Source organism: Solibaculum intestinale, from assembly GCF_040096205.1.
In the GTDB taxonomy this organism is placed as follows: Bacteria; Bacillota; Clostridia; order Oscillospirales; family Acutalibacteraceae; genus Solibaculum_A; species Solibaculum_A intestinale.
The window spans coordinates 108,411-128,628 of record NZ_JBBMFD010000004.1; the positions used below are offsets into that span (position 1 = coordinate 108,411).

The following is a 20,218-nucleotide window of genomic DNA, read 5'->3' on the forward strand; positions in this document are numbered from 1 at the left end:
TTACACCTTCGCTAACGCGATGCAGGCGTTGTGTCCGCCAAAGCCCAGGGATACGGAAAGGGCAAGATCCGCCTGAACCTTGCGGGCTTCGTTTGGAATGTAGTCGAGATCGCAATCGGGATCGGGTTCTTCATAGCCGATGGTGGGCGGGAGAATCCCGTCGCGCAAAGAAAGCACACAGGCGATGGCTTCGGCAGCGCCCGCTGCCCCCAGCATATGGCCGGTCATAGATTTGGTGGAGCTGATCATGGCTTCTCTCGCTTTTTCCTCGCCCAGCGCCTTTTTGATGGCGAGCGTTTCCGACTTATCGTTCAAAGGCGTGCTGGTGCCGTGGGCATTGAAATAAATCTTCGCCTCCGGCATGCCTGCCTCTTCATACGCCTGCTTGATGGCTCTGGCACCGCCGATGGCCTCCGGGTGGGGCGCGGTCACATGATAGGCGTCGCAGGTGTTGCCGTAGCCTTTGATTTCCGCGTAAATCTTCGCGCCTCTGCGTTTTGCGTGCTCGTATTCCTCCAGAACCAGGATGCCCGCACCCTCGCCGATGACAAAGCCGTCCCGGCGCTTGTCAAAGGGGATGGAGGCGCTCTTGGGATCGTTTCTCGTGCTCAGGGCCATGCAGTTGGTAAAGCCGGCCACGGCAAGAGGGTTGATGGTGGCTTCCGCGCCGCCGGCAAGGATCGCGTCCGCGTACCCGTGCTGGATGGCGCGGAAGGCTTCGCCGATGGTGTTGGTACTGGTGGCGCAGGCGGTCACAATGGGCACGCAGGGGCCCTGGGCGTTATATTTGATGGCCACGTTGCCTGCGGCAATGTTGGCGATCATCATGGGGATAAAGAACGGGGAAACCTTGCGCGCGCCGCCAGAGCGCAGCTTGTCGCTCTCGCTAAGGAAGGTATTGATGCCGCCCACGCCCGAGCCGATGTAAACGCCAAGGCGCTCCGGGTCCACCTGGTCCTGAATGCCGCTGTCTGCCATGGCCTGGGCCGCCGCCGCCAGAGCGTACTGGCAGTACAGGTCGGTCTTGCGCACCTCGCTTTTGGGCATGTACTGGGTTGGGTCAAAGTCCTTGACCTCAGCCGCAATTTTCACCTTGAATTCCGCCGCATCGAACTTGGTGATTGCACCGATGCCGCAAACGCCGTCGGTCAGGTTCTTCCAAAAGGTCGCCACGTCGTTGCCCACCGGGGAAACAACGCCCAGACCCGTCACCACTACTCTGTTCATAGAAACTTCCTTTCTTTGCTCGATCATACTTCTATGGGAAGGAATCTCCCGTTAAATATACAGGCCGCCATCCACCTTGATGACCTCGCCGGTAATGTACCGTGCTCCTTCCGATGCAAGGAACAGGGCCGTCTGGGCAATGTCCTCAGGCGAGCCCATTTTCTTCATGGGGATCATGCCGTTTGCCGCGTCCTTGACCTTATCGGACAAAGCGCCGGTCATATCGGTTTCAATAAAGCCGGGGGCGATGGCGTTGCAGGTGACCCCGCGGGCCGCCAGCTCCTTGGCCACGGTCTTCGTAAGCCCCACAATGCCCGCCTTGGCCGCCGAATAGTTGGCCTGACCGGCGTTGCCCATGAGCCCGGAAACCGAAGAAATGTTGATGATCCGGCCGCTGCGCTTGCGCATGAAGTGGGAATAGGTATGCTTGATCAGGTTGAAAGCGCCCTTGAGGTTCGTGGAAATCACCGCGTCAAAGTCCTCCTCCTTCATGGAGAGGACCAGAGAATCCCGGACGATGCCGGCGTTATTGACGAGAATGTCCACGCCGCCGAAGGCCTCGATGACTTCCTTGACCACTTCGCCCGTCTTCGCAAAGTCAGACACGTCGCACCGGTAGCTTTCGGCCTTCACGCCAAAAGCCATAGCCTGGCTGCAGACTTCCTTGGCCGCTTCTTCGTTGCCGGCGTACAAAATAGCCACATTGGCTCCGTTTTGCGCGAACGCCAGCGCGATGGCCCTGCCGATGCCTCTAGAGCCGCCGGTGACGATGGCTGTTTTTCCTTCTAACACCATAGGTTGCTAATCTCCGTTTCTCCGGCGGAAAGAATATGGCTTTCGCTTCGCTTAGGCCGCCGGGCCCAGCAAAGCACCGAGACTTGCTTATTTCTGCAAGGCGGCCAGGGTTTCTTCCAAGCTCTTTTTATCCTCTACATGGAACACCGTAGCCATTTTGCTGATTTTCTTAATCAGGCCGCTCAAGGTCTTGCCCGCGCCCACCTCGATGAAGATTTCGATGCCGTCTTTGAGCATCTGCTCCACCGTATCCTGCCAGCGGACCGGATGGTTGACTTGAGTTGCCGCAAGCTCCCGCCCGTCGGCAGGGTAAGGCTTTGCGGTGGCGTTTGCGTAAAGCGGGATGCGCGGCGCCGAAAAAGGCACCGTCTTTAGATAACCGGCGAGCTTTTCGGCCGCCTCGTTCATAAACGGCGAATGAAAGCCCCCGCTTACCGCCAGCGGCACCACCCGGCCGCCCTTTTGGGCCGCCGCCGCGCTAAACTCCGCCAGCTCGCCCTTTTCTCCCGCCACCACCAGCTGGCCGGGGCTGTTGTAGTTGACCGGGTAAACATGGTCAAAAGGAGCGCACAGGGCTTCCACCTCTTCGTTTTTAAGCTTCAGTACCGCAGCCATAGCGCCGTCCACCTGTTCGGCTGCCGCCTGCATGAACTTTGCCCGCTCACAGACCAGGGAAAAACCCGCCTCGTCGTCTAGGGCTCCGGCAAAGGTCAGCGCCGCGATTTCGCCCAGCGAAAATCCCGCCGCCGCCGCCGCGTGCACCCCGTGCTCTTCCAATGCCCTGGCCGCTGCCAGATCCACGCAGTAAAGGCAGGGCTGCGTATTAATGGTGATGGAAAGCTCTTCCTTGGACGCGGTAAAACACTGTTCACTGGTTCCCGGACGAATCCGGTCGGCCGTGTCGAACACGGCTTTGGCCGCCGGGGAGCACTCAGAAAGCTCCTTGCCCATACCGCTGTACTGGGCGCCCTGCCCGGAAAATACAAATGCAATCTGTTCCATGTCTTTGCACCGCCTAGTCGTCAGTTTTCCGTCCGCCCAGGCTTTGAAGCTGTTTGGGCGGGCGTTTGTCCTATTTGAAAGCGCGGGCCGTCCCAGGCGGGAATATCCGATCCCCGCCCGTCACGGTTACCCATTCTTTTTGAGCCGTTTTTCCAGCCTAGCCTGTTCAATTGCATCCACCAGGTCCTGTACACAGCGGATGCGCTCGCTCATTTCAATTTCCACATGATAGTCGTCTTCCAAGGTTAAAAGCAGCTCTACCATGTCCAACGAGTCGATCCTCAGCTGGGCAAAGGTCGTCTGCGCCCGGATTTTGGATAACCGCACACCTTTATACCGGGCGATCCTTTTCGCCACATGGTCAAACGTCATGCTCATGCCTCCAAGCGCCATGCTCGATTCTTATTTGCTCCAGCGCAGCACGCCGGCGCCCGTGGTAAACCCGCCGCCGAAGGCGCTCATGGCCAGAATGTCCCCCTTCTTGAGCTTTCCTTCACGGTTGAGTTCGTCAAGCATCATGGGGATGCTGGCGGAGGAAGTGTTGCCGTAGTGCTCGATATTCACCACGTATTTCTCCCTTGGAATGGGCAAACGATGGGCCGCCGCCTCGATGATGCGGATGTTCGCCTGGTGAGGCAGCACGAAATCCACCTGCTCACAGGTAAGCCCCGCCTCCTCAATGACACACTTCAGGTCCGCCGCCATATTGGTGACCGCGAACTTATACACGTCCTGCCCGTTCATACGCAAAAATGGGTCCTCTTCTTGGGTTTCGTCAAAGGGACAGTTTCCGTGCACCTGAGGGATGACCAGAGACTCCCAGTTTCCGTCCGCCGTCAGGCGCAGGGAGAGCAGGTCGTCCCCTTCCTCAAGCACCACGGCGCCCGCGCCGTCCCCAAAGAGGACGCAGGTGGAGCGGTCGGTCCAGTCCGCCAGCCGGCTCAAAACTTCCGAAGAAACTATCAGCACCTTTTTCACCTTTTTGCGGGCAAAGTAGCCATCCGCCACGTCCAGCGCATACAGAAAACCAGAGCAGGCGGCGTTCACGTCAAAGGCCGGGCAGGTCGCCCCGATGCGCTTTTGAATCACACAGGCCTGAGAAGGCGTCATATAGTCCCCCCGCACGGTGGAGCAAAGAATCAGGTCCAGCTCCTGAGGAGAAACCCCCGCGTCCTCCAGCGCCCGCTTGGCCGCCCACTCGGTCAGGTCGGACATGGTTTCCGTGGTACACACATGCCGCTCCCCAATGCCCGTGCGGGTGCGGATCCATTCGTCGCTGGTGTCGAGAAACTGGGACAGGTCGTCGTTGGTTTTTACACAGGCGGGAGCGGCGCTCCCGGTGCCGATCACTTGAAAGCTCAAAGTCAGTCCTCCATCTCATTCAGCTTCTGCTTGAAGAAGTCGTTTAATTTAATCATTCCCTTTATCATCGCGCTTTTTTCTTCACTTGTCAATTCTTTTGCCACCGAACGGACCAGCCGCCGGTGAAAATACGCGTGGGCGGCCTGGGCCTTCTGCCCGAGCTTTGTCAGCGTCACCCGCACCGAACGCCCGTCCGACCGGCAGCGGCACTTCTCCACAAACCCCTTTTTCATCAACTTATTAATGGCCACCGTCACCGACGGCAGGGTGATGTCCAGTTCCTTGGCGATGCCGCTGATGGTGTGCCCTTCTGTGCCGCATTTGCCCACCGCCTCCACCAAATGCAGCTCGGAAATGGACAGATCCAGCTTGCTCGTCTGCTGCAGCGCTTTTTCCTCTACCTTTAAAACAGAACGGAAGGTTTCCACCAAAACCGTATTCATATGCTCGCAAAACGCGTCCATAGTACCCTTTCTTTGGGCAGGCCAGATGCCGCCCAATATACTTAGATTGTTTAAGCATTATACGGCTTTGCCACTTTTTTGTCAAGCAAAGGCCCGTTTCCTTCCCGCCGGCAAACATTCGGTTTTATGATACTCGGATTAACAGAAAATGTCAACGAAGTTTTCCCATTGGGCGAATACCCTTCCTGTAACCCGGCGATACTAATTCCCGGTGATGAATTTATGATGATTACGTTAATCCGGACTGTACTGCTGTACATATTTGTCGTGCTGGCCATGCGGATCATGGGCAAACGGCAAATAGGTGAGCTGCAGCCCTCCGAGCTGGTGGTAACCCTGCTGATCTCCGACATTGCGGCAGTGCCCATGCAGGAAATCGGCATTCCGCTGGTGGACGGCATTGTCCCGATCTTCGTGCTGGTATCGTTGGAACTGATCCTGTCCGCCTGCATGATCAAAAGCAACAAGTTCCGCCAGATGATTTCCGGCAAGCCGGTCATCGTGGTGCGAAACGGGAAGGTGCAGCAAAACGAAATGCGCCGCATCCGCTTTACCATTGAAGATCTGATGGAGGGAATGCGGCTGCACGATGTGTTCCGCCTCGACGAAATCGCCTGGGCCATCGTGGAGACCAACGGTCAGCTAAGCATCCTCAAAAAGCCGGAGCTGCTCCAGCCCACCGCCCAGCAGCTCAACATTCCCACCGATGACCCCGGCCTGCCCATGGTGGTGGTCAGCGACGGGGACGTTTACGACGAAGCGCTGAAAATCGTGGGCTTTGACGTCAACTGGCTCAACAAAACCCTCAAAGAGCAGAATGTGAAACTGGAGGATATCTTTATTATGACCACCGACCGGGCGCAAAATTTTCAGATCGTTAAAAAGGAGGCAAAAGAATGAAACGGGTATGGATCGCCATTTCTCTCCTATCCGTCATTCTGGTCTTGTCCTTCCTGAGCCTTAACGCCACCCATACCATTACAAAGACCATGTCCGGCATGTTTGAAGACGCGTATACCCAGGCCACCGAGGGAGACCTGGATAAGGCCAGGGAAACGGCAGACAGCATCCAGGCTTACTGGTCCCAAACCCACCACATTCTTTCCACTTACATGCGCCATGAGGAAATCGAGCATGTATTGGTTGCCGCCAATTCCCTGAGCACCTATCTGGATCAGGACGATTTGGAAACCTTCACGGAGGAATGCCAGGCAAGCATGGTTTACCTGAAGCACCTATGGGAATCGGAGCAGCCGTCCTTCGGGAATATTTTATAAATATGAGCCTGACAGACGGCAGCGCCGTTTGCGCCTTTTCCCGTTGCTTTTGCACCGGGAGGGCGGCTCGTCATTTCCCCGGCGTAAACACAGCGTCCATTTATACGGCCAAAAGCGCCCGGAAACGATCACATTCGTTTCCAGGCGCTTTCTCTTTGCTTTGCTCCGCTTCCACCTGGGCTGAAAGCCAGGCAGCTGCTTCTTTAAACCTCGCCGCTTTTAGACGCTCCATTCCGGGAAACCGGCCGCTCAGGCGCAAATAATCCTGGAGACGCCAAAACACTCGTGTTCTGTAAAAAAGAGCGCCCCATTTGCGCAGGGCGGATAAAACCGAAGAGAAACTTCTATTCCCACGCAGAGGAGCCCCGGGCCTTCCTTCGGCCCGGGGCCCTTTTTGCCGATCAATGGACTTACTTCTCTTTTAAAAGCTTTTTAAGCTCTTCCATAAAGGTATTGATATCCCGAAACTGCCGGTAGACCGACGCGAACCGCACATACGCCACCTCGTCAATGGCCTTGAGCTTCTCCATGGCCAGCTCCCCGATCTGCTGGGAGGTGATTTCCCGGTCCAGCGAGTTTTGCAGCTTCGCTTCGATCTCGTCCACTGCCCGCACCAGCGTCTCCATGGAAACCGGCCGCTTTTCGCAGGACTTTAACAGCCCGCCCAGCAGCTTGTCCCGGTTGAACACCTCTCTAGATTTGTCCCGCTTGACTACCACGATGGGCACGCTCTCCACCACTTCATAGGTAGTAAACCGGCCCGAACATTTTAAGCATTCCCTGCGCCGGCGAATCCGGGTGCTCTCGTCAGTGGGTCTGGAATCCACGACCTTACTCTCTTCATATCCGCAAAACGGGCATTTCATTGGTACGTCCTCCCGCATTTTTTCTGATTTTAGCATACCCTTTTCCAAGATGCAAGCGGCCTTTTCCAATATTTCAGGGGTTGCGGCGTCCCCTTCTTCTTTGTTACACTGGTGGTATCTAATACGAAACGGGGGACAATCCCATGCGCGGGTTTCTTTCCATGCTCAAAAATATGAACCGGCCTGCCGGAATCCTGATGGCCATCGGGCTGCTGCTGCCGCTGGTTTTGGCTCTCATAGGGCTGATCCTGAAGAATTTCGCTTTTCAAGGGGACTTTATTCAAATGAGCATCTGGAGCAAAGGGTGCTTTGACACCATTCCGGCCGTCTGGCTCTCCTGCTTCTTCTCCGCCTTTGTGGTGGACCTGGTGATGAAACAGGAACTGGGGGTCCCTCATGACGATACGAAGAAATAGGCGTAAGGTGTACATCGTTTTTCAACCAAAGAAGGCTTGGACGGAAATCTCCGTCCAAGCCTTCTTTTTGCACTTTCTCGTGTGCAAATTGATATGGATATTCGTACCCTTGTCCCCTGGGTTTTCGCCGCAGGTGCGGCCAAACGCAGAGAAAACGGCTGCCCAAAATCATCACAGCGTCTTAATAAACCGAGCGAAGGCGGCGCGGCCCGGTTCGTCCCGTTTGAATACGCCCGCGTCTTCCAGCACCCGCTCAAACTTGCGCCCCACCTCCTGCTGCACCACGTCATGCACGTTGGCTTCCGAGAGGGCGTTTTGATACCGAACTTTCATCTCTTCCGCCCAGGGGCGATGGTAGTCCGCTACCTCACTGGGCAGACCTAGCAAAAACTTTTCCACCTCGTTAAGCTCTCCCACCAGTCTAGCAGGCAGCACCGCCAGGCCCATGACCTCGATCAGGCCGATGTTTTCCTTCTTGATGTGCTGCACGTCCTCATGGGGATGGAAAATCCCCAATGGATGCTCCGGGGAGGTGCGGTTGTTGCGAAGCACCACGTCCAGCTCAAAACGATCCCCCTTGCGCCGGGCAATGGGGGTAACGGTGTTGTGGGGCGCCCCGCCGGTTTCACAGAGAATGTCCACGCTGGGGTCGCTGTACCCTTTCCAGGCTTCGTGAATGTGCACGGCCGCCCGGACCAGCGTGTCCTTGTCCGGCCCCGCCATGCGGATGACCGACATGGGCCATTTCACCACCGAACAGGTAAGCTGTTCAAAGCCGGGAAGCTCAAAATAATAGTCCGCCTTCGCTTTGGCCATGGCGAACTCGTAATTGCCTCCCTGGTAATGATCGTGGGTCAGGATGGAGCCGCCCACGATAGGCAGGTCGGCATTGGAGCCGAGAAAATAATGGGGCAGCCATTCCACAAAGGAAAGCAGCCGCTCGAAGGTCTGGCGGGTGATCGCCATGTCCCGGTGATAGCGGGACAGGACGATGCAGTGCTCGTTATAATACACATAAGGCGAATACTGAAAATACCAGGGTTCTCCGCAGAGGTTGAGACGGATCATCCGGTGGCTTGCCCGACCGGGATGGCCCACCTTTCCTGCATAGCCCTCATTCTCGATGCACAAAAGGCATTTGGGATAATTGGCGCTTTTGAGAAGCTTGGCTGCAGCGATGTCCTTGGGGTTCTTCTCAGGTTTCGAGAGGTTGATGGTAATGTCCAGATCCCCGTATTTGGTCGGGGTTTTATAGGAGATGTTCTTGGCAATGCGGCGGGTCTGAATGTTGTTGCTGACCCGGGAAAACCGGTAAAAGTCCTCGGTCGCCATAGCGGGGGACTGCCGGTAGAGCGCGTGAAACCGGGCGTCCACCTGGGACGGCTTGGGCAAAAACACGTCCATAACCGCGCTTGAGAGCACTTCCTTGAGATCGAACAGGTCCTCGATCACGCCGTTTTGCGCGGCATAGCCGGTCACCATCTCCAAAAGCTCCGGAATATCCAGGTCAGCCGGTTCCCTTTCAACGTATTCGGTCAGCCCGAGCAGATTGATGATCCGGTTTTTGCAGTAGATTTCATCCTCCGGTTCGATCATGCGCTGCTCGACGGCACGAGTCACCAGCGATGCAATGGCCTGATAGATATCCATTTTGTCTTTTCCCACCTAACCAAGAATTCAGCATATTCCTTTGAAAGCGGCATTATTATAGCACATGTTTCGGTTTTCACGCCATAGACGATTGCACCTTTTCCTATTGAAAAAACGTCCACCCGGGTAATGTCCATAACCGGGAAGCCGGCATGGTTCAACCCTGCAAGCTATTTAAATAATCTTCGGCTTTCTCTCTGGATCGGAAAATGACAATCTCCTTTTCCTTCTTGTATTTTTCCAACAATTCATAGAGATACGGCAACTGAGATTTGGGGAAATCCAGAATCCATTGCTTGAATTCTTCCTCAAACTCGGCTTCCACCCACGGCATATCTTCCCGCTGCTTCCCGATACGGGACTGTGCGCCCAAAAGGCAGACGTCCAGCGGGTAATCCATCAAAAATACCGTATCGCATTCCTGGAATCGTGTTTCCAGTGTCCTTCGATAATTCCCGTCTATAATCCACCGCCGCGTTTTTATGATCTCATCAAGCCGTCTGTCGAATTCTTCTCTTGAGACTGTGGTTTTGTCCGGCTTATGCCACAACAGGTCCAAGTAATACAGCGGCAGTTTCGTCACGACGCTAAGTTTCCGTGCAAATGTGCTTTTTCCCGCACCGGGACTTCCAATCACAAGGACTTTGCGCATAATCTCTTCCTTTTCCATCCGTAGTTTGTTATGCCCCTATGGACGCAATTCTTGAGTCTGTCAACGATAAGCATGCCGCCTCAGCCCTTGCCTGAGGCGGCATGCTAGATTACAGGTATCCGCCATAACCCTCGGGCGGACGTTTTGCTTATCAATCATAAATCCTCCAAGGAGAAGTCCTCCTGGGAAAACTGGGGCAGCACCGGCGCGCGGCGGGGCACCCGCTTGAGCGGGTCATAGGCGAACTTGCGGCATTTCCCTTGCGGCTCCATGATTCCCCGCTTGGTGCACAGCACCATCTTCCCGTCCGCCGACCGGGTCCCACAGGCGCAGTATTCGCACTTGGGCTCAATGCGGCTCCCGAACGGTTTCTTTCCCACGAGCGACCGCCTCCTTCCCTGTCATCGTTTTTTTTTCATTATAGCACGGACGTGCTCGAATTCCAACGCGTTTTGCGGCGAAACAAGCACCATGGCCGCGGAAAATATGAGCAAAAAGATGGAGGCAGGGGCGGAAGAAGAGAGGGCGGCGGGCACGGTGGAGGTTTCGATCACCATAGTTTCAAGCTCTACGGGGAAGCAATGCAGCAAGAGCGCGGTAGCCGCCGCCGCTAAAGCCGCCGCCATCGCCCGCCCCAGCCAGAAGGCGGACTTGGAAACATGGTGCTTAAGCCCCAGAGAAAGCACCTGGAAATGGACCGAAAGTCCGCTCCAGCCAGCGGCGGCGCTGATGAAGACGATGGCCGCACCGGTGGCCGAAGCCGCCGCCGCACAGCCGCTGGTTACCTCCAGGAAAGAAGGAAGCACCGCCCGGGCCAGTTCCCCTGGCAGGTGCAGCGTTTGGAAGAAGTTTTGCAGGAAAAGCCCTACCTGCCCGGTGATTCCTAAGCGGGAAAGCCCGCCCAGCAGTGCCGCAAACAGCGCGACGAAGGCGCACACCGTCAGCATGGATTTGGCAGTGTCGGCCACCGCGTTTACAAAAGCGTCAATGGCGCTTTGACGCTTTGGGGCCGTGCAGGGGGGCGTCTTCGCCTCCCTCTTCTCCTTCAGAAAGAAGCGGGAGCCGATCCCGATGAGAAGGGAGGCGATGAGTTGGGAGGCGTAGAGAATCACGCCTACCTGCACGCTGCCCAGCATGTTGGAACCCACGGCGAAAATGAGAAAAGCGGGACCGGCGTTGACGCAGAAGCAGAACATCCGGCTGCACTGGCTTTCGGTCAGCTCTCCGCTTTCTTTGAGTTCGCTGACCGCCTTGGCTCCCACCGGGTAGCCGCCGATCATGCTCATGAGGATGGCAGTGGCCGCGCAGCCGGGCAGGCCGAAAAGCAGACGGGTAGGCTTTTCCAGCACCCGTCCGATCCGTAAGGCAAGCCCTGACTTCACAAGGAAGGCCGAGAGCACCATAAACGGGAACATAGACGGTAAAATGACGGTGGCGCAGAGGGTCAGGCCGTTGTGGATGCCCTCTCCGATCCCGTCCGGGCAGATAAAAAGCATGGCGGCAAACATGCCCGTCACAACAAGCAGCATAATCCAGTAGCTCATTTTTCGTACCTTTGGTTTCAATTTGCATCTCCCCTTTGGACATATATATGACGCACGGAATGTTTCATATCCCTCCGTCATAGGTTTAAATGGAGCCATCGGCGGGGCAAAACCGGCCCTGCCTGGAAAGGAGTATGCCGGATGAAAACCAAACGCAGGCGCAGGCAGCCCGAGACACCCCCTGAGCAGAAGCTCTCCGTCCCCCAGAAGGCGGCAACCCTTCTGGAGGTACCTTTGTCGGCCTTCGGCGGCGTCCCCAATCTGGAACTGACGGGAAACCGGGAAATGACAGTGGAGGGCTGCAAGGGTGTGCTCGAATACGACGAGGACGTGGTGAAGCTCAACTTAGGGAAAATGATTCTGCAGGTGCGCGGGCGGGACCTGAACATCAAAGGCCTTACTGACGACGCGGCCGTGCTGGAAGGGTATTTCCTTTCCATCGAGTTTCTCACCTGACGGCAAAACCAAGCGAACGGCTCCGGACGCCGGGGCCCTGAAAAAAGCCTGCAAAAACGGCGGAATGGGTGTTTTTTATGTTTTTAATCAAGCTGCTACGCTTTTTATTCGGATACGTCCGGTTCGAATCGGGCGGCGGATTCCCGGAACGGTTTTTAAACCTGTGCGCCCAGGCGCATTTTCCGTTGTGGGAAGTAACCTCCCGGGGCGGAACCATGAAGGCCTTTACCACGCTCAAAAGCTACAAGAAGTTTCGCCCTTACGCCAGAAAGGCAGGCGTGCGCCTGCGGGTCAGGGAACGGCGGGGGCTTCCCTTTCTGCTGCGCCGGTACCGAAAGCGCATCGGCATCGCGTTGGGCGTGGCGGTGTTCTTCGGCATCTTGTGGGGGCTTTCCCTCTTTGTCTGGTCGGTGGAGGTGACAGGGAACACCTCGGTATCCACCGACTATATTCTCAATAACCTCTCTTCCCTGGGCTTTCACCAGGGCACCCTCAAAAGCGAGTTCGACGTGGTGGATTTGCAGCGGCGATGTCTGGTGGAAATGCCGGAGCTCAGCTGGATCGCCATCAACATCCGGGGCTCCAACGCGGTAGTGGAGGTGCGCGAGCGGGATCTGCCGCCCGAAATCATTCCCTCCGACCGGCCCTGCAACATCAAAGCCTCCGCCTCCGGACAGATTCTGGAGCTGGAAGTGTACGACGGCAAGGCGATGGTCCTGCGCGGAGAAGGGGTTACCGAAGGGCAGCTGCTGGTCAGCGGGGTCATTGAGAACAAGCAGGGCGAAAACGTGCTCAAGCATGCCAGGGCTAAGGTCATCGCTCAGACCGAACACACCCTAACGGTGGAGGTCCCCTTTACCCAGACGATAAAAACGGGTACCGGCACCGTCATCGACAAAAAAAGCCTGGACTTTTTCGGCCTGAACATTCCCATTTCCTTCGGCAGCGCCCCGGAGGGGAACTATCTGCGTTCCTCCATCAAAAAGCCGCTGACCATCGGCAGCTTTTCCCTTCCCATCTCCTGCCAGATCGAACGGTACGAGGAATACGAGGAGACCACCGTCACCCTCTCGCCGGAGGAAGCGCTCGCCAAGGCCAAGGAGCAGATTGCCGTCATGGAAACCGAACAGCTCGACGGCATCGAGATTGTAGAACGTCAGGAAGAGAGCACCCAAAGCGACACCGCTCTGACCTATACAATTGTGTATATTTGCCATGAAAATATTGGGTATGAAGAAGAAATTTTGTTAAACTAATTTAGAATAGGGGATGACTTTCGCCAAAGAATATGGTATAATACTACAAAATACGGATGTAAATTCTGTCAGGTTCACTCACAAAAGGCGGATTGGATAAAATATCCGTGGGAAGTTGTGGGTTTTCGACGAAATAAAAGGCAGGGAAATGCATGTTTGAACAGACCATCAACATCGACCGCATGGAGCATGCGGTCGCCTTATTCGGCAGCTTTGATGAGAACATCAAGCTGATCGAAAACGAATACGGCGTGACCATTTTAAGCCGCGGGTCGGACCTGAAGCTGACCGGCGAGCCGGAAAACGTGGGGCGGGCGGCCCGGGCCATCGGCGCGCTGCTTGCCATGATCAACAAGGGCGAAAGCCTGACCGACCAAAGCGTGCGGTATGTGATTTCCCTGGTGAAGGATGGGTGCGAGGATAAAATCACCTCCATCGCCAGCGACTGCATCTGCATCACCGCCAAAGGCAAGCCCATCAAGCCCAAAACCTTGGGGCAGAAGCGGTATGTGGAAGCCATCGAGCACAACACCATCACCTTAGGCATCGGCCCCGCCGGCACCGGCAAGACCTATCTGGCGGTGGCCATGGCGGTCAACGCGTTCCGGGCCCGGTCGGTAAACCGCATCATTCTCACCCGGCCGGCGGTGGAGGCGGGGGAAAAGCTGGGCTTTCTGCCCGGGGACCTGCAAAGCAAGGTGGACCCTTATTTGCGGCCATTGTACGACGCGCTTTTTGACATGCTGGGAGCGGAAACCTACCAGAAGTACCTGGAACGGGGGAACATCGAGGTGGCGCCGCTCGCCTACATGCGCGGGCGCACCCTGGACGACAGCTTTATTATCCTCGACGAAGCGCAGAACACCACCCCCGAGCAGATGAAAATGTTTTTGACCCGCTTAGGGTTTAATTCGAAGATCGTCGTCACCGGCGATATTACCCAGGTGGATTTGGGCGAAGGAAAACGGTCGGGCCTTGTGGAGGTCATGCGGATTTTAAAAGGGATCGACGACATCGCCATCTGCCAGTTCAACGAAAAAGACGTGGTGCGTCACAAGCTCGTGCAGGAGATCATCAAAGCCTATGAGCGGGCCAACGAACGCCGCGAGGAAGCAAAACGGAGGAGCAGCCATGGATAAGATCAAGGTCATGATTGAAAACCGCCAGAAGGAAGTCAAAATCCCCACCGGCCTGCGCCTGCTGGTGCGCCGCACCTGCAACGCCGTGCTGACCATGGAAAAATTTCAGGGCTCCGCGGAAATCAGCGTCAGCTTTGTCAACGACCAGCAGATCCGCGAGCTCAACGCAAAGTTCCGCGGTAAGGACATTTCTACCGACGTGCTTTCCTTCCCTATGGGGGAAGGGGACGATTATGAGATCGATCCTGCCACCGGCGCGAAAATCCTGGGAGACATCATCATCTCTATGGAGCACGCCGTGGACCAGGCCAGCCGTTACGGCCATTCTCTGCAGCGGGAGGTGGGCTTCCTGACCGCCCATTCCATGCTCCACCTGCTGGGGTACGACCATGAGGACGGGGGCCTGGAAGCGGTGAAGATGCGCGAAAAGGAAGAAGCGGTGCTGATTATGCTGGGCCTGCCCCGGAACGCCAGCTATGCGTTCCAGGACGAGGACGAGATCTAAGGAGCGCCATGAGAAGTCTGCTGCGAAGCTTCCGTTTTGCGCTGCGGGGCATCCTGTTTTGCATCTGCAACGAGCGGAACATGAGGATTCATCTGGTGGTGGCCGTTTACGTGTTCACCCTGTCTCATTTCTTCCCGCTGTCCAATGTGGAATACGCGGTGCTGATCATCAGCATCGTGATGGTCATTGCGGCCGAAATCATCAACACGGCAATTGAAGAATTCGTGGACATCTCTTCTCCCAGCTTCGATCCTTTAGCCCGGATTGCCAAGGATACGGCGGCAGGCGCGGTGTTCGTCACCGCGGCGGGCGCGGTCGGGGTGGCGCTGTGCATCTTCTGGAAGCCGGAAGGCTTTTGCAGCATCGGGCGGTATTTCACGGAAAACCCGTCCATGCTCATCGTTGCCGGCGTCTTTACGGTGCTGGCCCTCATTTTTATCTTTGCCGGGCCCAACCGGATGCGCACGGTGGTGAAAACCAACCGCAAACCAAACGAACATAAAAAATAAAGACATCCATCCGGCCGTCATCTTGCCGGATGGTTTTCGTGCGTGATACAAAACCTTTCTTTCGTCGGCAACAAGCATTGCCGCTGGATCGAAAATCGGTGAATCCGATCGGGCTTCCTTTTTCAACTGCACGGACAAGCCTGTAAGTCGGTATGCATTCCCAACACGGCAGGCATATCCTCATATTTTCGGAAAAATCGCCTTAAAAGCAAAAGGAGGCTGTTTGAAATGACCCGTTCACGAAGACGTTCGTATGCCCGAAAACGCACTCCATGGGTGCGGGGGCTGCTGGTGTCGCTTCTCTTCATCGCAGGAGCCGTTTCGGGCCTCGTATCCCCTCCTGCGGCGAATGTCCTGTCCGCCCCGGCCATGACCGCTATTTTGATTGCCGGCGGCGCAATCGGTGTCCTTTCGCTTCTCTTTTTGCTGGGGTTGCAGCGGTTTTCTTTTGCAAATATAGGGTTTCAGTCGTGCTTATTGCTGGAAGCCGCCTATTACATCGCGGCGGTTGTCTATCTGTTCCTCATCCCGGTTCCAGCGGCCGCTCTGGTTCTATCCATAGTCACGGCGGCGGCCATGCTGGCGGTCATCGTTTCGACTCTGGTTTCTCTGGCAAAGCGGTAACCCTGTCATCAGGCCCGGCAAGGACCCTGCATCAAACAAACGCCGGCTGCGTTGGCGGCGGTTATACAAAGGAGTTTTATGAAAAAACAAGCCAATTCTCAACCCAAAACCAAGTCCGCTTTTCTTTCCATTGTAGGCAAACCCAATGTGGGCAAGTCCTCCATCATGAACGCCATGCTCGGGCAGAAGGTGGCGATCGTCTCCCCGAAGCCCCAGACCACCCGCACCCGCATCATGGGGGTGCTCACTCAGGGAGAAACCCAGCTGGTGTTTATCGACACGCCCGGCCTTCATAAGCCCCGCACCCGTTTGGGCGATTATATGGTCAAGACGGTGAGCGAGTCGGTGTCGGGAGTGGACGCCTGCCTGCTGGTGGTGGAGCCGGAGGGGGAGCTGACGGAATCGGAGCTGTCCCTCATCCAGAATTTTAAGAAAAACCATATGCCGGCCATCCTGGCCATCAATAAAATCGACCTGCTTGCGAACAAGGAAGCCCTCCTGTCGCGTATCTTGCAGCTCTCCTCCCTCTACGAGTTCGACGCGGTGGTACCGGTGTCCGCCCTGAAGGGCAGCGGGATGGACGAGCTCATTGCCGAGCTCAAGAAGCACGCCGTATCCGGACCGCACTTTTTTGACGACGACGCTCTAACCGACATGCCGGAAAAGGTGCTGGCGGGCGAGATCATCCGAGAAAAGCTTCTGGAGCTGCTGGACAAGGAGATTCCCCACGGGGTGGCCGTTTCGGTGGAAACCATGCGGGAACGGGAGGACGGAAGCGGCATCACCGACCTAGAAGCGGTGATCTACTGCGAAAAGCAGAGCCATAAGGGCATCATCATCGGCAAGCAGGGCGCCATGTTAAAGGCGGTGGGCTCTAAGGCCCGGGCGGACATGGAGCGGTTTTTCGACTGCAAAATCAATCTGCAATGCTGGGTAAAGGTCAAGGAAGATTGGCGTAACCGGCAGGGACTTTTGCGCAGTTTCGGGTATAACGAATAATTTTAGAGAGTCTAAATTGAATTTTTTAAAAAAGTTTCACATATTCCCCACCATTTCCCTATAATATCCTAGTAGAGAACGGTTACAATGAAAACAGAACCAGAATATTCGGATAGGGAGGCACTGGGAAAATGGAACGAAACGATTTGTGGTCTGCGTTTGAAAAAACCGGCAGTGTGCGGGACTATCTCAATTACCGCGGCATCCCGGCGGCTAAATCGGCACAGGGGGATTTTCGCCATGCTTCTGAGCACCAACGGCCTGATTCTCAGAGAACAGAATACCGGTGAAGACGACCGGATCATCACCATACTGACCAGGGATCGCGGCGTGATCCGGGCGTTTGCCAACAAAGCGCGGCGCATCAAAAGCAAAAACACCTCGGCGACCTCTCTGCTTTCGTATTCCCGGCTGACCCTTTACTTTGGCCGGGACAAATACACGGTGAACGAGGCGGAGCCCATCGAGGTGTTTTTTCATTTGCGCGAGGATTTGGTATTATTGTCCCTGGCCCAGTATTTCTGCGAGCTGTGCTTGAACCTGGCGCCCAAGGAGGAGGACGCGGAGGAGACGCTCCGCTTTGTTCTCAACACCCTTTCCATGCTGGCAAGGGAGAAACGGCCGCCGGCTTTTCTAAAGCCGGTGTTTGAGCTGCGGCTTTTGTCCATGGCGGGGTATATGCCGGATTTGACCATGTGCGAAGCCTGCGGCTGCTATGAGGCGGCGGAGATGCAGCTGCTTTTGCGAAGCGGGCGGCTTCGCTGTATGGCCTGCGGGCCGGCGGCGGAACCTTCTGCACGGCTTCCTAAGGGCGTGCTCTTTGCCATGCGCCACATTGTCTATGCCGAGCCGGAGAAGCTTTTTTCCTTTTCCCTGCCGGAGAAAAGCCTTCGGATCCTGTCGGACGCCTGCGAACGCTATCTGCTAACGCAGCTCGACCGGGGGTTTCCCACCCTGCAGTTTTACCACGGTTTAGTGGATTTCGCGGGATAGGGCCTTTTGCTTTTGGAATTCGTCACAGAAATGGAGATTACATATATGAGCGATAAAACACTTTCTCATCATCAGCGGGCGCTGGAGCTTCCCAAGGTGCTTGCCATGCTGGCAAAGGAAGCCCCTTGTGAGGACTGCGCCAGGCTTGCGCTGGAGCTAACGCCTTCCAGCGACCTGCATGAGGTGGAGCATCTTCTGGCCCAGACGCAGGACGCCCACATGCTCATCGGCCGGTTTGGGAGCCCTTCCTTCGGCGGGCTCAAAAACATGGCCAACGCCATGGCCAGGGCCAACGCCGGCGGAGCTCTCAGTATGCGCGAGCTTTTGGACATTGCGGAAAACCTGCGGGTGATGCGTTCCCTGACCGACTGGCGCGCCCACTGCGAAGGGGTGCAAACCTGCTTAGACGACCTATTCGGCGCAATCTTCCCCAACAAATACCTGGAAAGCCGCATTCACGCCTGCATTCTGTCGGAAGAGGAGATGGCGGATGCCGCCTCCCCCGCGTTGCATGATATCCGGCGCAAGATGCGGGCGGCTTCCTCCAAGGTGCGCGAGCAGTTGGACAAGCTGGTACGCTCCCCTGCCTACCAGCGGTACCTGCAGGACCCCATCGTCACCATCCGGTCCGACCGGTTCGTGGTGCCGGTGAAGGCGGAGCACCGGGCAGACGTGCCCGGGCTCGTGCACGACACGTCGTCCAGCGGGGCGACGGTATTTGTCGAGCCCATCGGCGCGGTGCAGGCCAACAATGAGCTTAAAGTTCTCAAGGCAAAGGAAGCGGCCGAAATCGAGCGGATTCTCTTTGAACTGTCCGCCGAGGTTGGGTCCTTTTCGGAAAGTTTAAACCGCAGCTACGCGCTGGCGGTGGAGTTGGGGCTCATCTTCAGCAAAGCTAGGCTCGCCTATACTATGAAAGCTTCGGTCCCCGCCGTCAACGAGGCGGGGAAAATCAACCTAAAAAAAGCCCGCCATCCCCTTATCGACCCCAAGCAGGTGGTGGCGACCGACATTTTGCTAGGCTACCAGTTCGACACTCTGGTCATCACCGGACCCAACACGGGCGGTAAGACGGTGGCGCTGAAAACGGTGGGGCTTCTCACTTTGATGACCATGTGCGGCCTGATGATCCCGGTGTCGGACGGGAGCGCGGTGTCCTTGTTCGACCATGTGCTGGCGGACATTGGAGATGAGCAGAGCATCGAGCAGTCCTTGTCCACCTTCTCAGCCCACATGACCAACATCATCTCCATTCTCGGGGAAGCGGACGACCGTTCCCTGGTCCTTTTGGACGAGCTGGGCGCGGGCACCGATCCCATTGAGGGCGCAGCCCTGGCCATGGCGATCTTGGAAAACCTGCGGGCAAAGGGGGCGCGCCTGTGCGCCACCACCCATTACGCGGAGCTGAAGGCCTACGCGCTGCAGACGCCGGGCGTGGAAAACGGATGCTGCGAATTCGACGTAAAGACCCTGCGCCCCACCTACCGGCTGCTCATCGGCATTCCCGGGCGCTCCAACGCCTTCGCCATCAGCGAACGGCTGGGAATGCCTGCACCGGTGGTAGAGCGGGCTAGACATCTGGTAAGTGCGGAAAGCACCAGATTCGAGGACGTGGTGGACAAGCTTGAGCAAAGCCGCCAGTCCATGGAAGAGCGCCGGCAGGAGGCGGAGGCCATGCGCCTGGCTGCCGAACGGGCGGCAAAGGAAGCAAACGACCGGCTGGCCAGAATGGAACGGGACCGGGATCGGGAATTGGAGGCGGCCCGGGTGCGGGCGCGGGACATCGTCGAGCAGGCCAAGCGCCAGGCTCATCAGTTGATGGACGAGCTGGATGCTTTGCGAAAGCAAAAGGATGCGGCCGAGTTCAGCCTCAAAGCCGCCCAGGCAAAGGCGGAGCTCAAGGCCAAGCTGCGGCGCCTAGACGATCTGGCGGACCCGATCAAGGAACAGACGGATGAGGATTATGTGCTGCCCAGGCCGCTGAAGGTGGGAGACACGGTGCTCATCACATCCCTGGGCACAGTCGGCACCGTTATCAGCCTGCCGGACAGCAAGGGGAACGTAGAAGTCCAGGCCGGGATTATCAAAACAAGGGTGCCGCTTACGTCGGTGCGGCTGACGGCGGCGAAAAAGGCGAAGCCCGCCCGGTCGGCCATCCGAAACGTGGCCAGCCGGGCAACCGCCCGGGCGGAAACCTCTGTGGATCTGCGGGGCAAGGCGGCCGACGAAGCGCTGATGGACTTAGACCAGTTCATCGACCAGAGCCTATTAAACGGCATCGAAGAGATCACCATCATCCACGGCAAGGGGACCGGCGTGCTGCGCACCGCTGTGCAAAAGCACCTGCGCACCCATCCGAGCATCCTCACCTTCCGTTCGGGGGTCTACGGCGAAGGAGAGCAAGGCGTCACCATCGCCCAACTCAAATAATGATCCAAAACCGCATGACGGCGGCCAGCCGTTCTCTGGAGGAAACACCTCC

The 20,218-nt window shown here is 56.7% G+C and carries 23 protein-coding genes; 12 read left to right on the forward strand and 11 right to left on the reverse strand.

The window, feature by feature from the left end:
- The 6 genes from fabF to WMO26_RS04235 form a co-directional block, all read right to left on the reverse strand.
- Positions 1 to 1,227 (reverse strand): beta-ketoacyl-ACP synthase II, encoded by a 1,227-nt coding sequence (gene fabF / locus WMO26_RS04210; RefSeq protein WP_349218363.1) that lies wholly within the window; start codon positions 1,225 to 1,227, stop codon positions 1 to 3.
- Positions 1,228 to 1,278: 51 nt separating this feature from the next.
- A complete protein-coding gene (fabG, locus tag WMO26_RS04215) occupies positions 1,279 to 2,022 on the reverse strand; it encodes a 3-oxoacyl-[acyl-carrier-protein] reductase (RefSeq protein ID WP_349218364.1) in 744 nt (247 codons plus the stop codon).
- 87 nt (positions 2,023 to 2,109) lie between these two features.
- A complete protein-coding gene (fabD, locus tag WMO26_RS04220; protein ID WP_349218365.1) occupies positions 2,110 to 3,024 on the reverse strand; it encodes an ACP S-malonyltransferase in 915 nt (304 codons plus the stop codon).
- A 126-nt stretch (positions 3,025 to 3,150) separates the two neighbouring features.
- Positions 3,151 to 3,396, reverse strand: a complete 246-nt coding sequence (locus tag WMO26_RS04225) for a phosphopantetheine-binding protein (RefSeq protein WP_349218366.1) — start codon at positions 3,394 to 3,396, stop codon at positions 3,151 to 3,153.
- Positions 3,397 to 3,426: 30 nt separating this feature from the next.
- On the reverse strand, positions 3,427 to 4,386 hold the full coding sequence (locus tag WMO26_RS04230; protein ID WP_349218368.1) for a beta-ketoacyl-ACP synthase III: 960 nt from the start codon (positions 4,384 to 4,386) through the stop codon (positions 3,427 to 3,429).
- A 2-nt stretch (positions 4,387 to 4,388) separates the two neighbouring features.
- The gene (locus tag WMO26_RS04235; protein WP_349218370.1) at positions 4,389 to 4,850 is read right to left on the reverse strand and encodes a MarR family winged helix-turn-helix transcriptional regulator; all 462 of its coding nucleotides are present in this window, start codon (positions 4,848 to 4,850) and stop codon (positions 4,389 to 4,391) included.
- Positions 4,851 to 5,072: 222 nt separating this feature from the next.
- Between WMO26_RS04235 and WMO26_RS04240 the strand changes: the two genes are divergently transcribed.
- Both WMO26_RS04240 and WMO26_RS04245 read left to right on the forward strand, forming a co-directional pair.
- Positions 5,073 to 5,750: a DUF421 domain-containing protein gene (locus WMO26_RS04240; RefSeq protein ID WP_349218371.1), complete on the forward strand. Its 678-nt coding sequence runs from the start codon at positions 5,073 to 5,075 to the stop codon at positions 5,748 to 5,750.
- On the forward strand, positions 5,747 to 6,127 hold the full coding sequence (locus WMO26_RS04245) for a DUF4363 family protein (RefSeq protein ID WP_349218373.1): 381 nt from the start codon (positions 5,747 to 5,749) through the stop codon (positions 6,125 to 6,127). The genes WMO26_RS04240 and WMO26_RS04245 overlap by 4 nt, the downstream gene beginning before the upstream one ends.
- A gap of 410 nt (positions 6,128 to 6,537) precedes the next feature.
- On the opposite strand, the gene nrdR is transcribed toward WMO26_RS04245, so the two are convergent.
- Positions 6,538 to 6,993, reverse strand: coding sequence for a transcriptional regulator NrdR (nrdR, locus tag WMO26_RS04250; protein WP_349218375.1), 456 nt, complete (start codon positions 6,991 to 6,993; stop codon positions 6,538 to 6,540).
- A 143-nt stretch (positions 6,994 to 7,136) separates the two neighbouring features.
- On the opposite strand from nrdR, the gene WMO26_RS04255 reads away from it, so the two are divergent.
- A complete protein-coding gene (locus tag WMO26_RS04255) occupies positions 7,137 to 7,409 on the forward strand; it encodes a hypothetical protein (protein WP_349218377.1) in 273 nt (90 codons plus the stop codon).
- 171 nt (positions 7,410 to 7,580) lie between these two features.
- On the opposite strand, the gene galT is transcribed toward WMO26_RS04255, so the two are convergent.
- The 4 genes from galT to WMO26_RS04275 form a co-directional block, all read right to left on the reverse strand.
- Entirely contained in the window at positions 7,581 to 9,059 is a 1,479-nt protein-coding gene (gene galT / locus WMO26_RS04260; RefSeq protein ID WP_349218378.1) for a UDP-glucose--hexose-1-phosphate uridylyltransferase, read from the reverse strand.
- Positions 9,060 to 9,216: 157 nt separating this feature from the next.
- On the reverse strand, positions 9,217 to 9,729 hold the full coding sequence (locus WMO26_RS04265; protein ID WP_349218379.1) for a P-loop NTPase family protein: 513 nt from the start codon (positions 9,727 to 9,729) through the stop codon (positions 9,217 to 9,219).
- A 137-nt stretch (positions 9,730 to 9,866) separates the two neighbouring features.
- A complete protein-coding gene (locus WMO26_RS04270; RefSeq protein WP_349218381.1) occupies positions 9,867 to 10,091 on the reverse strand; it encodes a hypothetical protein in 225 nt (74 codons plus the stop codon).
- Between the two features lie 21 nt (positions 10,092 to 10,112).
- Complete coding sequence (locus WMO26_RS04275) at positions 10,113 to 11,276, reverse strand: nucleoside recognition domain-containing protein (RefSeq protein WP_349218382.1); 1,164 nt, start codon at positions 11,274 to 11,276, stop codon at positions 10,113 to 10,115.
- Between the two features lie 120 nt (positions 11,277 to 11,396).
- On the opposite strand from WMO26_RS04275, the gene WMO26_RS04280 reads away from it, so the two are divergent.
- From WMO26_RS04280 to WMO26_RS04320, 9 genes are all read left to right on the forward strand, one after another.
- On the forward strand, positions 11,397 to 11,711 hold the full coding sequence (locus WMO26_RS04280; RefSeq protein ID WP_349218383.1) for a YabP/YqfC family sporulation protein: 315 nt from the start codon (positions 11,397 to 11,399) through the stop codon (positions 11,709 to 11,711).
- Between the two features lie 77 nt (positions 11,712 to 11,788).
- Positions 11,789 to 12,967, forward strand: coding sequence for a sporulation protein YqfD (yqfD, locus tag WMO26_RS04285; RefSeq protein ID WP_349218384.1), 1,179 nt, complete (start codon positions 11,789 to 11,791; stop codon positions 12,965 to 12,967).
- A gap of 152 nt (positions 12,968 to 13,119) precedes the next feature.
- The gene (locus WMO26_RS04290) at positions 13,120 to 14,106 is read left to right on the forward strand and encodes a PhoH family protein (RefSeq protein WP_349218386.1); all 987 of its coding nucleotides are present in this window, start codon (positions 13,120 to 13,122) and stop codon (positions 14,104 to 14,106) included.
- Positions 14,099 to 14,611, forward strand: coding sequence for an rRNA maturation RNase YbeY (gene ybeY, locus WMO26_RS04295; RefSeq protein WP_349218388.1), 513 nt, complete (start codon positions 14,099 to 14,101; stop codon positions 14,609 to 14,611). Before WMO26_RS04290 ends, ybeY begins: the two co-directional genes overlap by 8 nt.
- Before the next feature lie 8 nt (positions 14,612 to 14,619).
- A complete protein-coding gene (locus WMO26_RS04300; protein WP_349218390.1) occupies positions 14,620 to 15,120 on the forward strand; it encodes a diacylglycerol kinase family protein in 501 nt (166 codons plus the stop codon).
- A gap of 228 nt (positions 15,121 to 15,348) precedes the next feature.
- The gene (locus WMO26_RS04305) at positions 15,349 to 15,744 is read left to right on the forward strand and encodes a hypothetical protein (protein WP_349218392.1); all 396 of its coding nucleotides are present in this window, start codon (positions 15,349 to 15,351) and stop codon (positions 15,742 to 15,744) included.
- 78 nt (positions 15,745 to 15,822) lie between these two features.
- The gene (gene era / locus WMO26_RS04310) at positions 15,823 to 16,743 is read left to right on the forward strand and encodes a GTPase Era (RefSeq protein WP_349218393.1); all 921 of its coding nucleotides are present in this window, start codon (positions 15,823 to 15,825) and stop codon (positions 16,741 to 16,743) included.
- Positions 16,744 to 16,983: 240 nt separating this feature from the next.
- Positions 16,984 to 17,736 carry a DNA repair protein RecO gene (recO, locus tag WMO26_RS04315; protein ID WP_349218395.1) on the forward strand — a complete coding sequence of 251 codons (753 nt, stop codon included), beginning with the start codon at positions 16,984 to 16,986 and terminating at the stop codon, positions 17,734 to 17,736.
- Between the two features lie 45 nt (positions 17,737 to 17,781).
- Complete coding sequence (locus WMO26_RS04320; RefSeq protein ID WP_349218396.1) at positions 17,782 to 20,166, forward strand: endonuclease MutS2; 2,385 nt, start codon at positions 17,782 to 17,784, stop codon at positions 20,164 to 20,166.
- The last annotated feature ends 52 nt before the right edge of the window (positions 20,167 to 20,218 follow it).

Coding starts and splice junctions, on each gene's coding strand:
- fabF (WP_349218363.1), bottom strand. CDS start 1,227: ATGAACAGAGTAGTGGTGACGGGTCTGGGCGTTGTTTCCCCGGTGGGC.
- fabG (WP_349218364.1), bottom strand. CDS start 2,022: ATGGTGTTAGAAGGAAAAACAGCCATCGTCACCGGCGGCTCTAGAGGC.
- fabD (WP_349218365.1), bottom strand. CDS start 3,024: ATGGAACAGATTGCATTTGTATTTTCCGGGCAGGGCGCCCAGTACAGC.
- WMO26_RS04225 (WP_349218366.1), bottom strand. CDS start 3,396: ATGACGTTTGACCATGTGGCGAAAAGGATCGCCCGGTATAAAGGTGTG.
- WMO26_RS04235 (WP_349218370.1), bottom strand. CDS start 4,850: ATGGACGCGTTTTGCGAGCATATGAATACGGTTTTGGTGGAAACCTTC.
- WMO26_RS04240 (WP_349218371.1), top strand. CDS start 5,073: ATGATGATTACGTTAATCCGGACTGTACTGCTGTACATATTTGTCGTG.
- WMO26_RS04245 (WP_349218373.1), top strand. CDS start 5,747: ATGAAACGGGTATGGATCGCCATTTCTCTCCTATCCGTCATTCTGGTC.
- nrdR (WP_349218375.1), bottom strand. CDS start 6,993: ATGAAATGCCCGTTTTGCGGATATGAAGAGAGTAAGGTCGTGGATTCC.
- WMO26_RS04255 (WP_349218377.1), top strand. CDS start 7,137: ATGCGCGGGTTTCTTTCCATGCTCAAAAATATGAACCGGCCTGCCGGA.
- galT (WP_349218378.1), bottom strand. CDS start 9,059: ATGGATATCTATCAGGCCATTGCATCGCTGGTGACTCGTGCCGTCGAG.
- WMO26_RS04265 (WP_349218379.1), bottom strand. CDS start 9,729: ATGGAAAAGGAAGAGATTATGCGCAAAGTCCTTGTGATTGGAAGTCCC.
- WMO26_RS04280 (WP_349218383.1), top strand. CDS start 11,397: ATGAAAACCAAACGCAGGCGCAGGCAGCCCGAGACACCCCCTGAGCAG.
- yqfD (WP_349218384.1), top strand. CDS start 11,789: ATGTTTTTAATCAAGCTGCTACGCTTTTTATTCGGATACGTCCGGTTC.
- WMO26_RS04290 (WP_349218386.1), top strand. CDS start 13,120: ATGTTTGAACAGACCATCAACATCGACCGCATGGAGCATGCGGTCGCC.
- ybeY (WP_349218388.1), top strand. CDS start 14,099: ATGGATAAGATCAAGGTCATGATTGAAAACCGCCAGAAGGAAGTCAAA.
- WMO26_RS04300 (WP_349218390.1), top strand. CDS start 14,620: ATGAGAAGTCTGCTGCGAAGCTTCCGTTTTGCGCTGCGGGGCATCCTG.
- WMO26_RS04305 (WP_349218392.1), top strand. CDS start 15,349: ATGACCCGTTCACGAAGACGTTCGTATGCCCGAAAACGCACTCCATGG.
- era (WP_349218393.1), top strand. CDS start 15,823: ATGAAAAAACAAGCCAATTCTCAACCCAAAACCAAGTCCGCTTTTCTT.
- recO (WP_349218395.1), top strand. CDS start 16,984: ATGCTTCTGAGCACCAACGGCCTGATTCTCAGAGAACAGAATACCGGT.
- WMO26_RS04320 (WP_349218396.1), top strand. CDS start 17,782: ATGAGCGATAAAACACTTTCTCATCATCAGCGGGCGCTGGAGCTTCCC.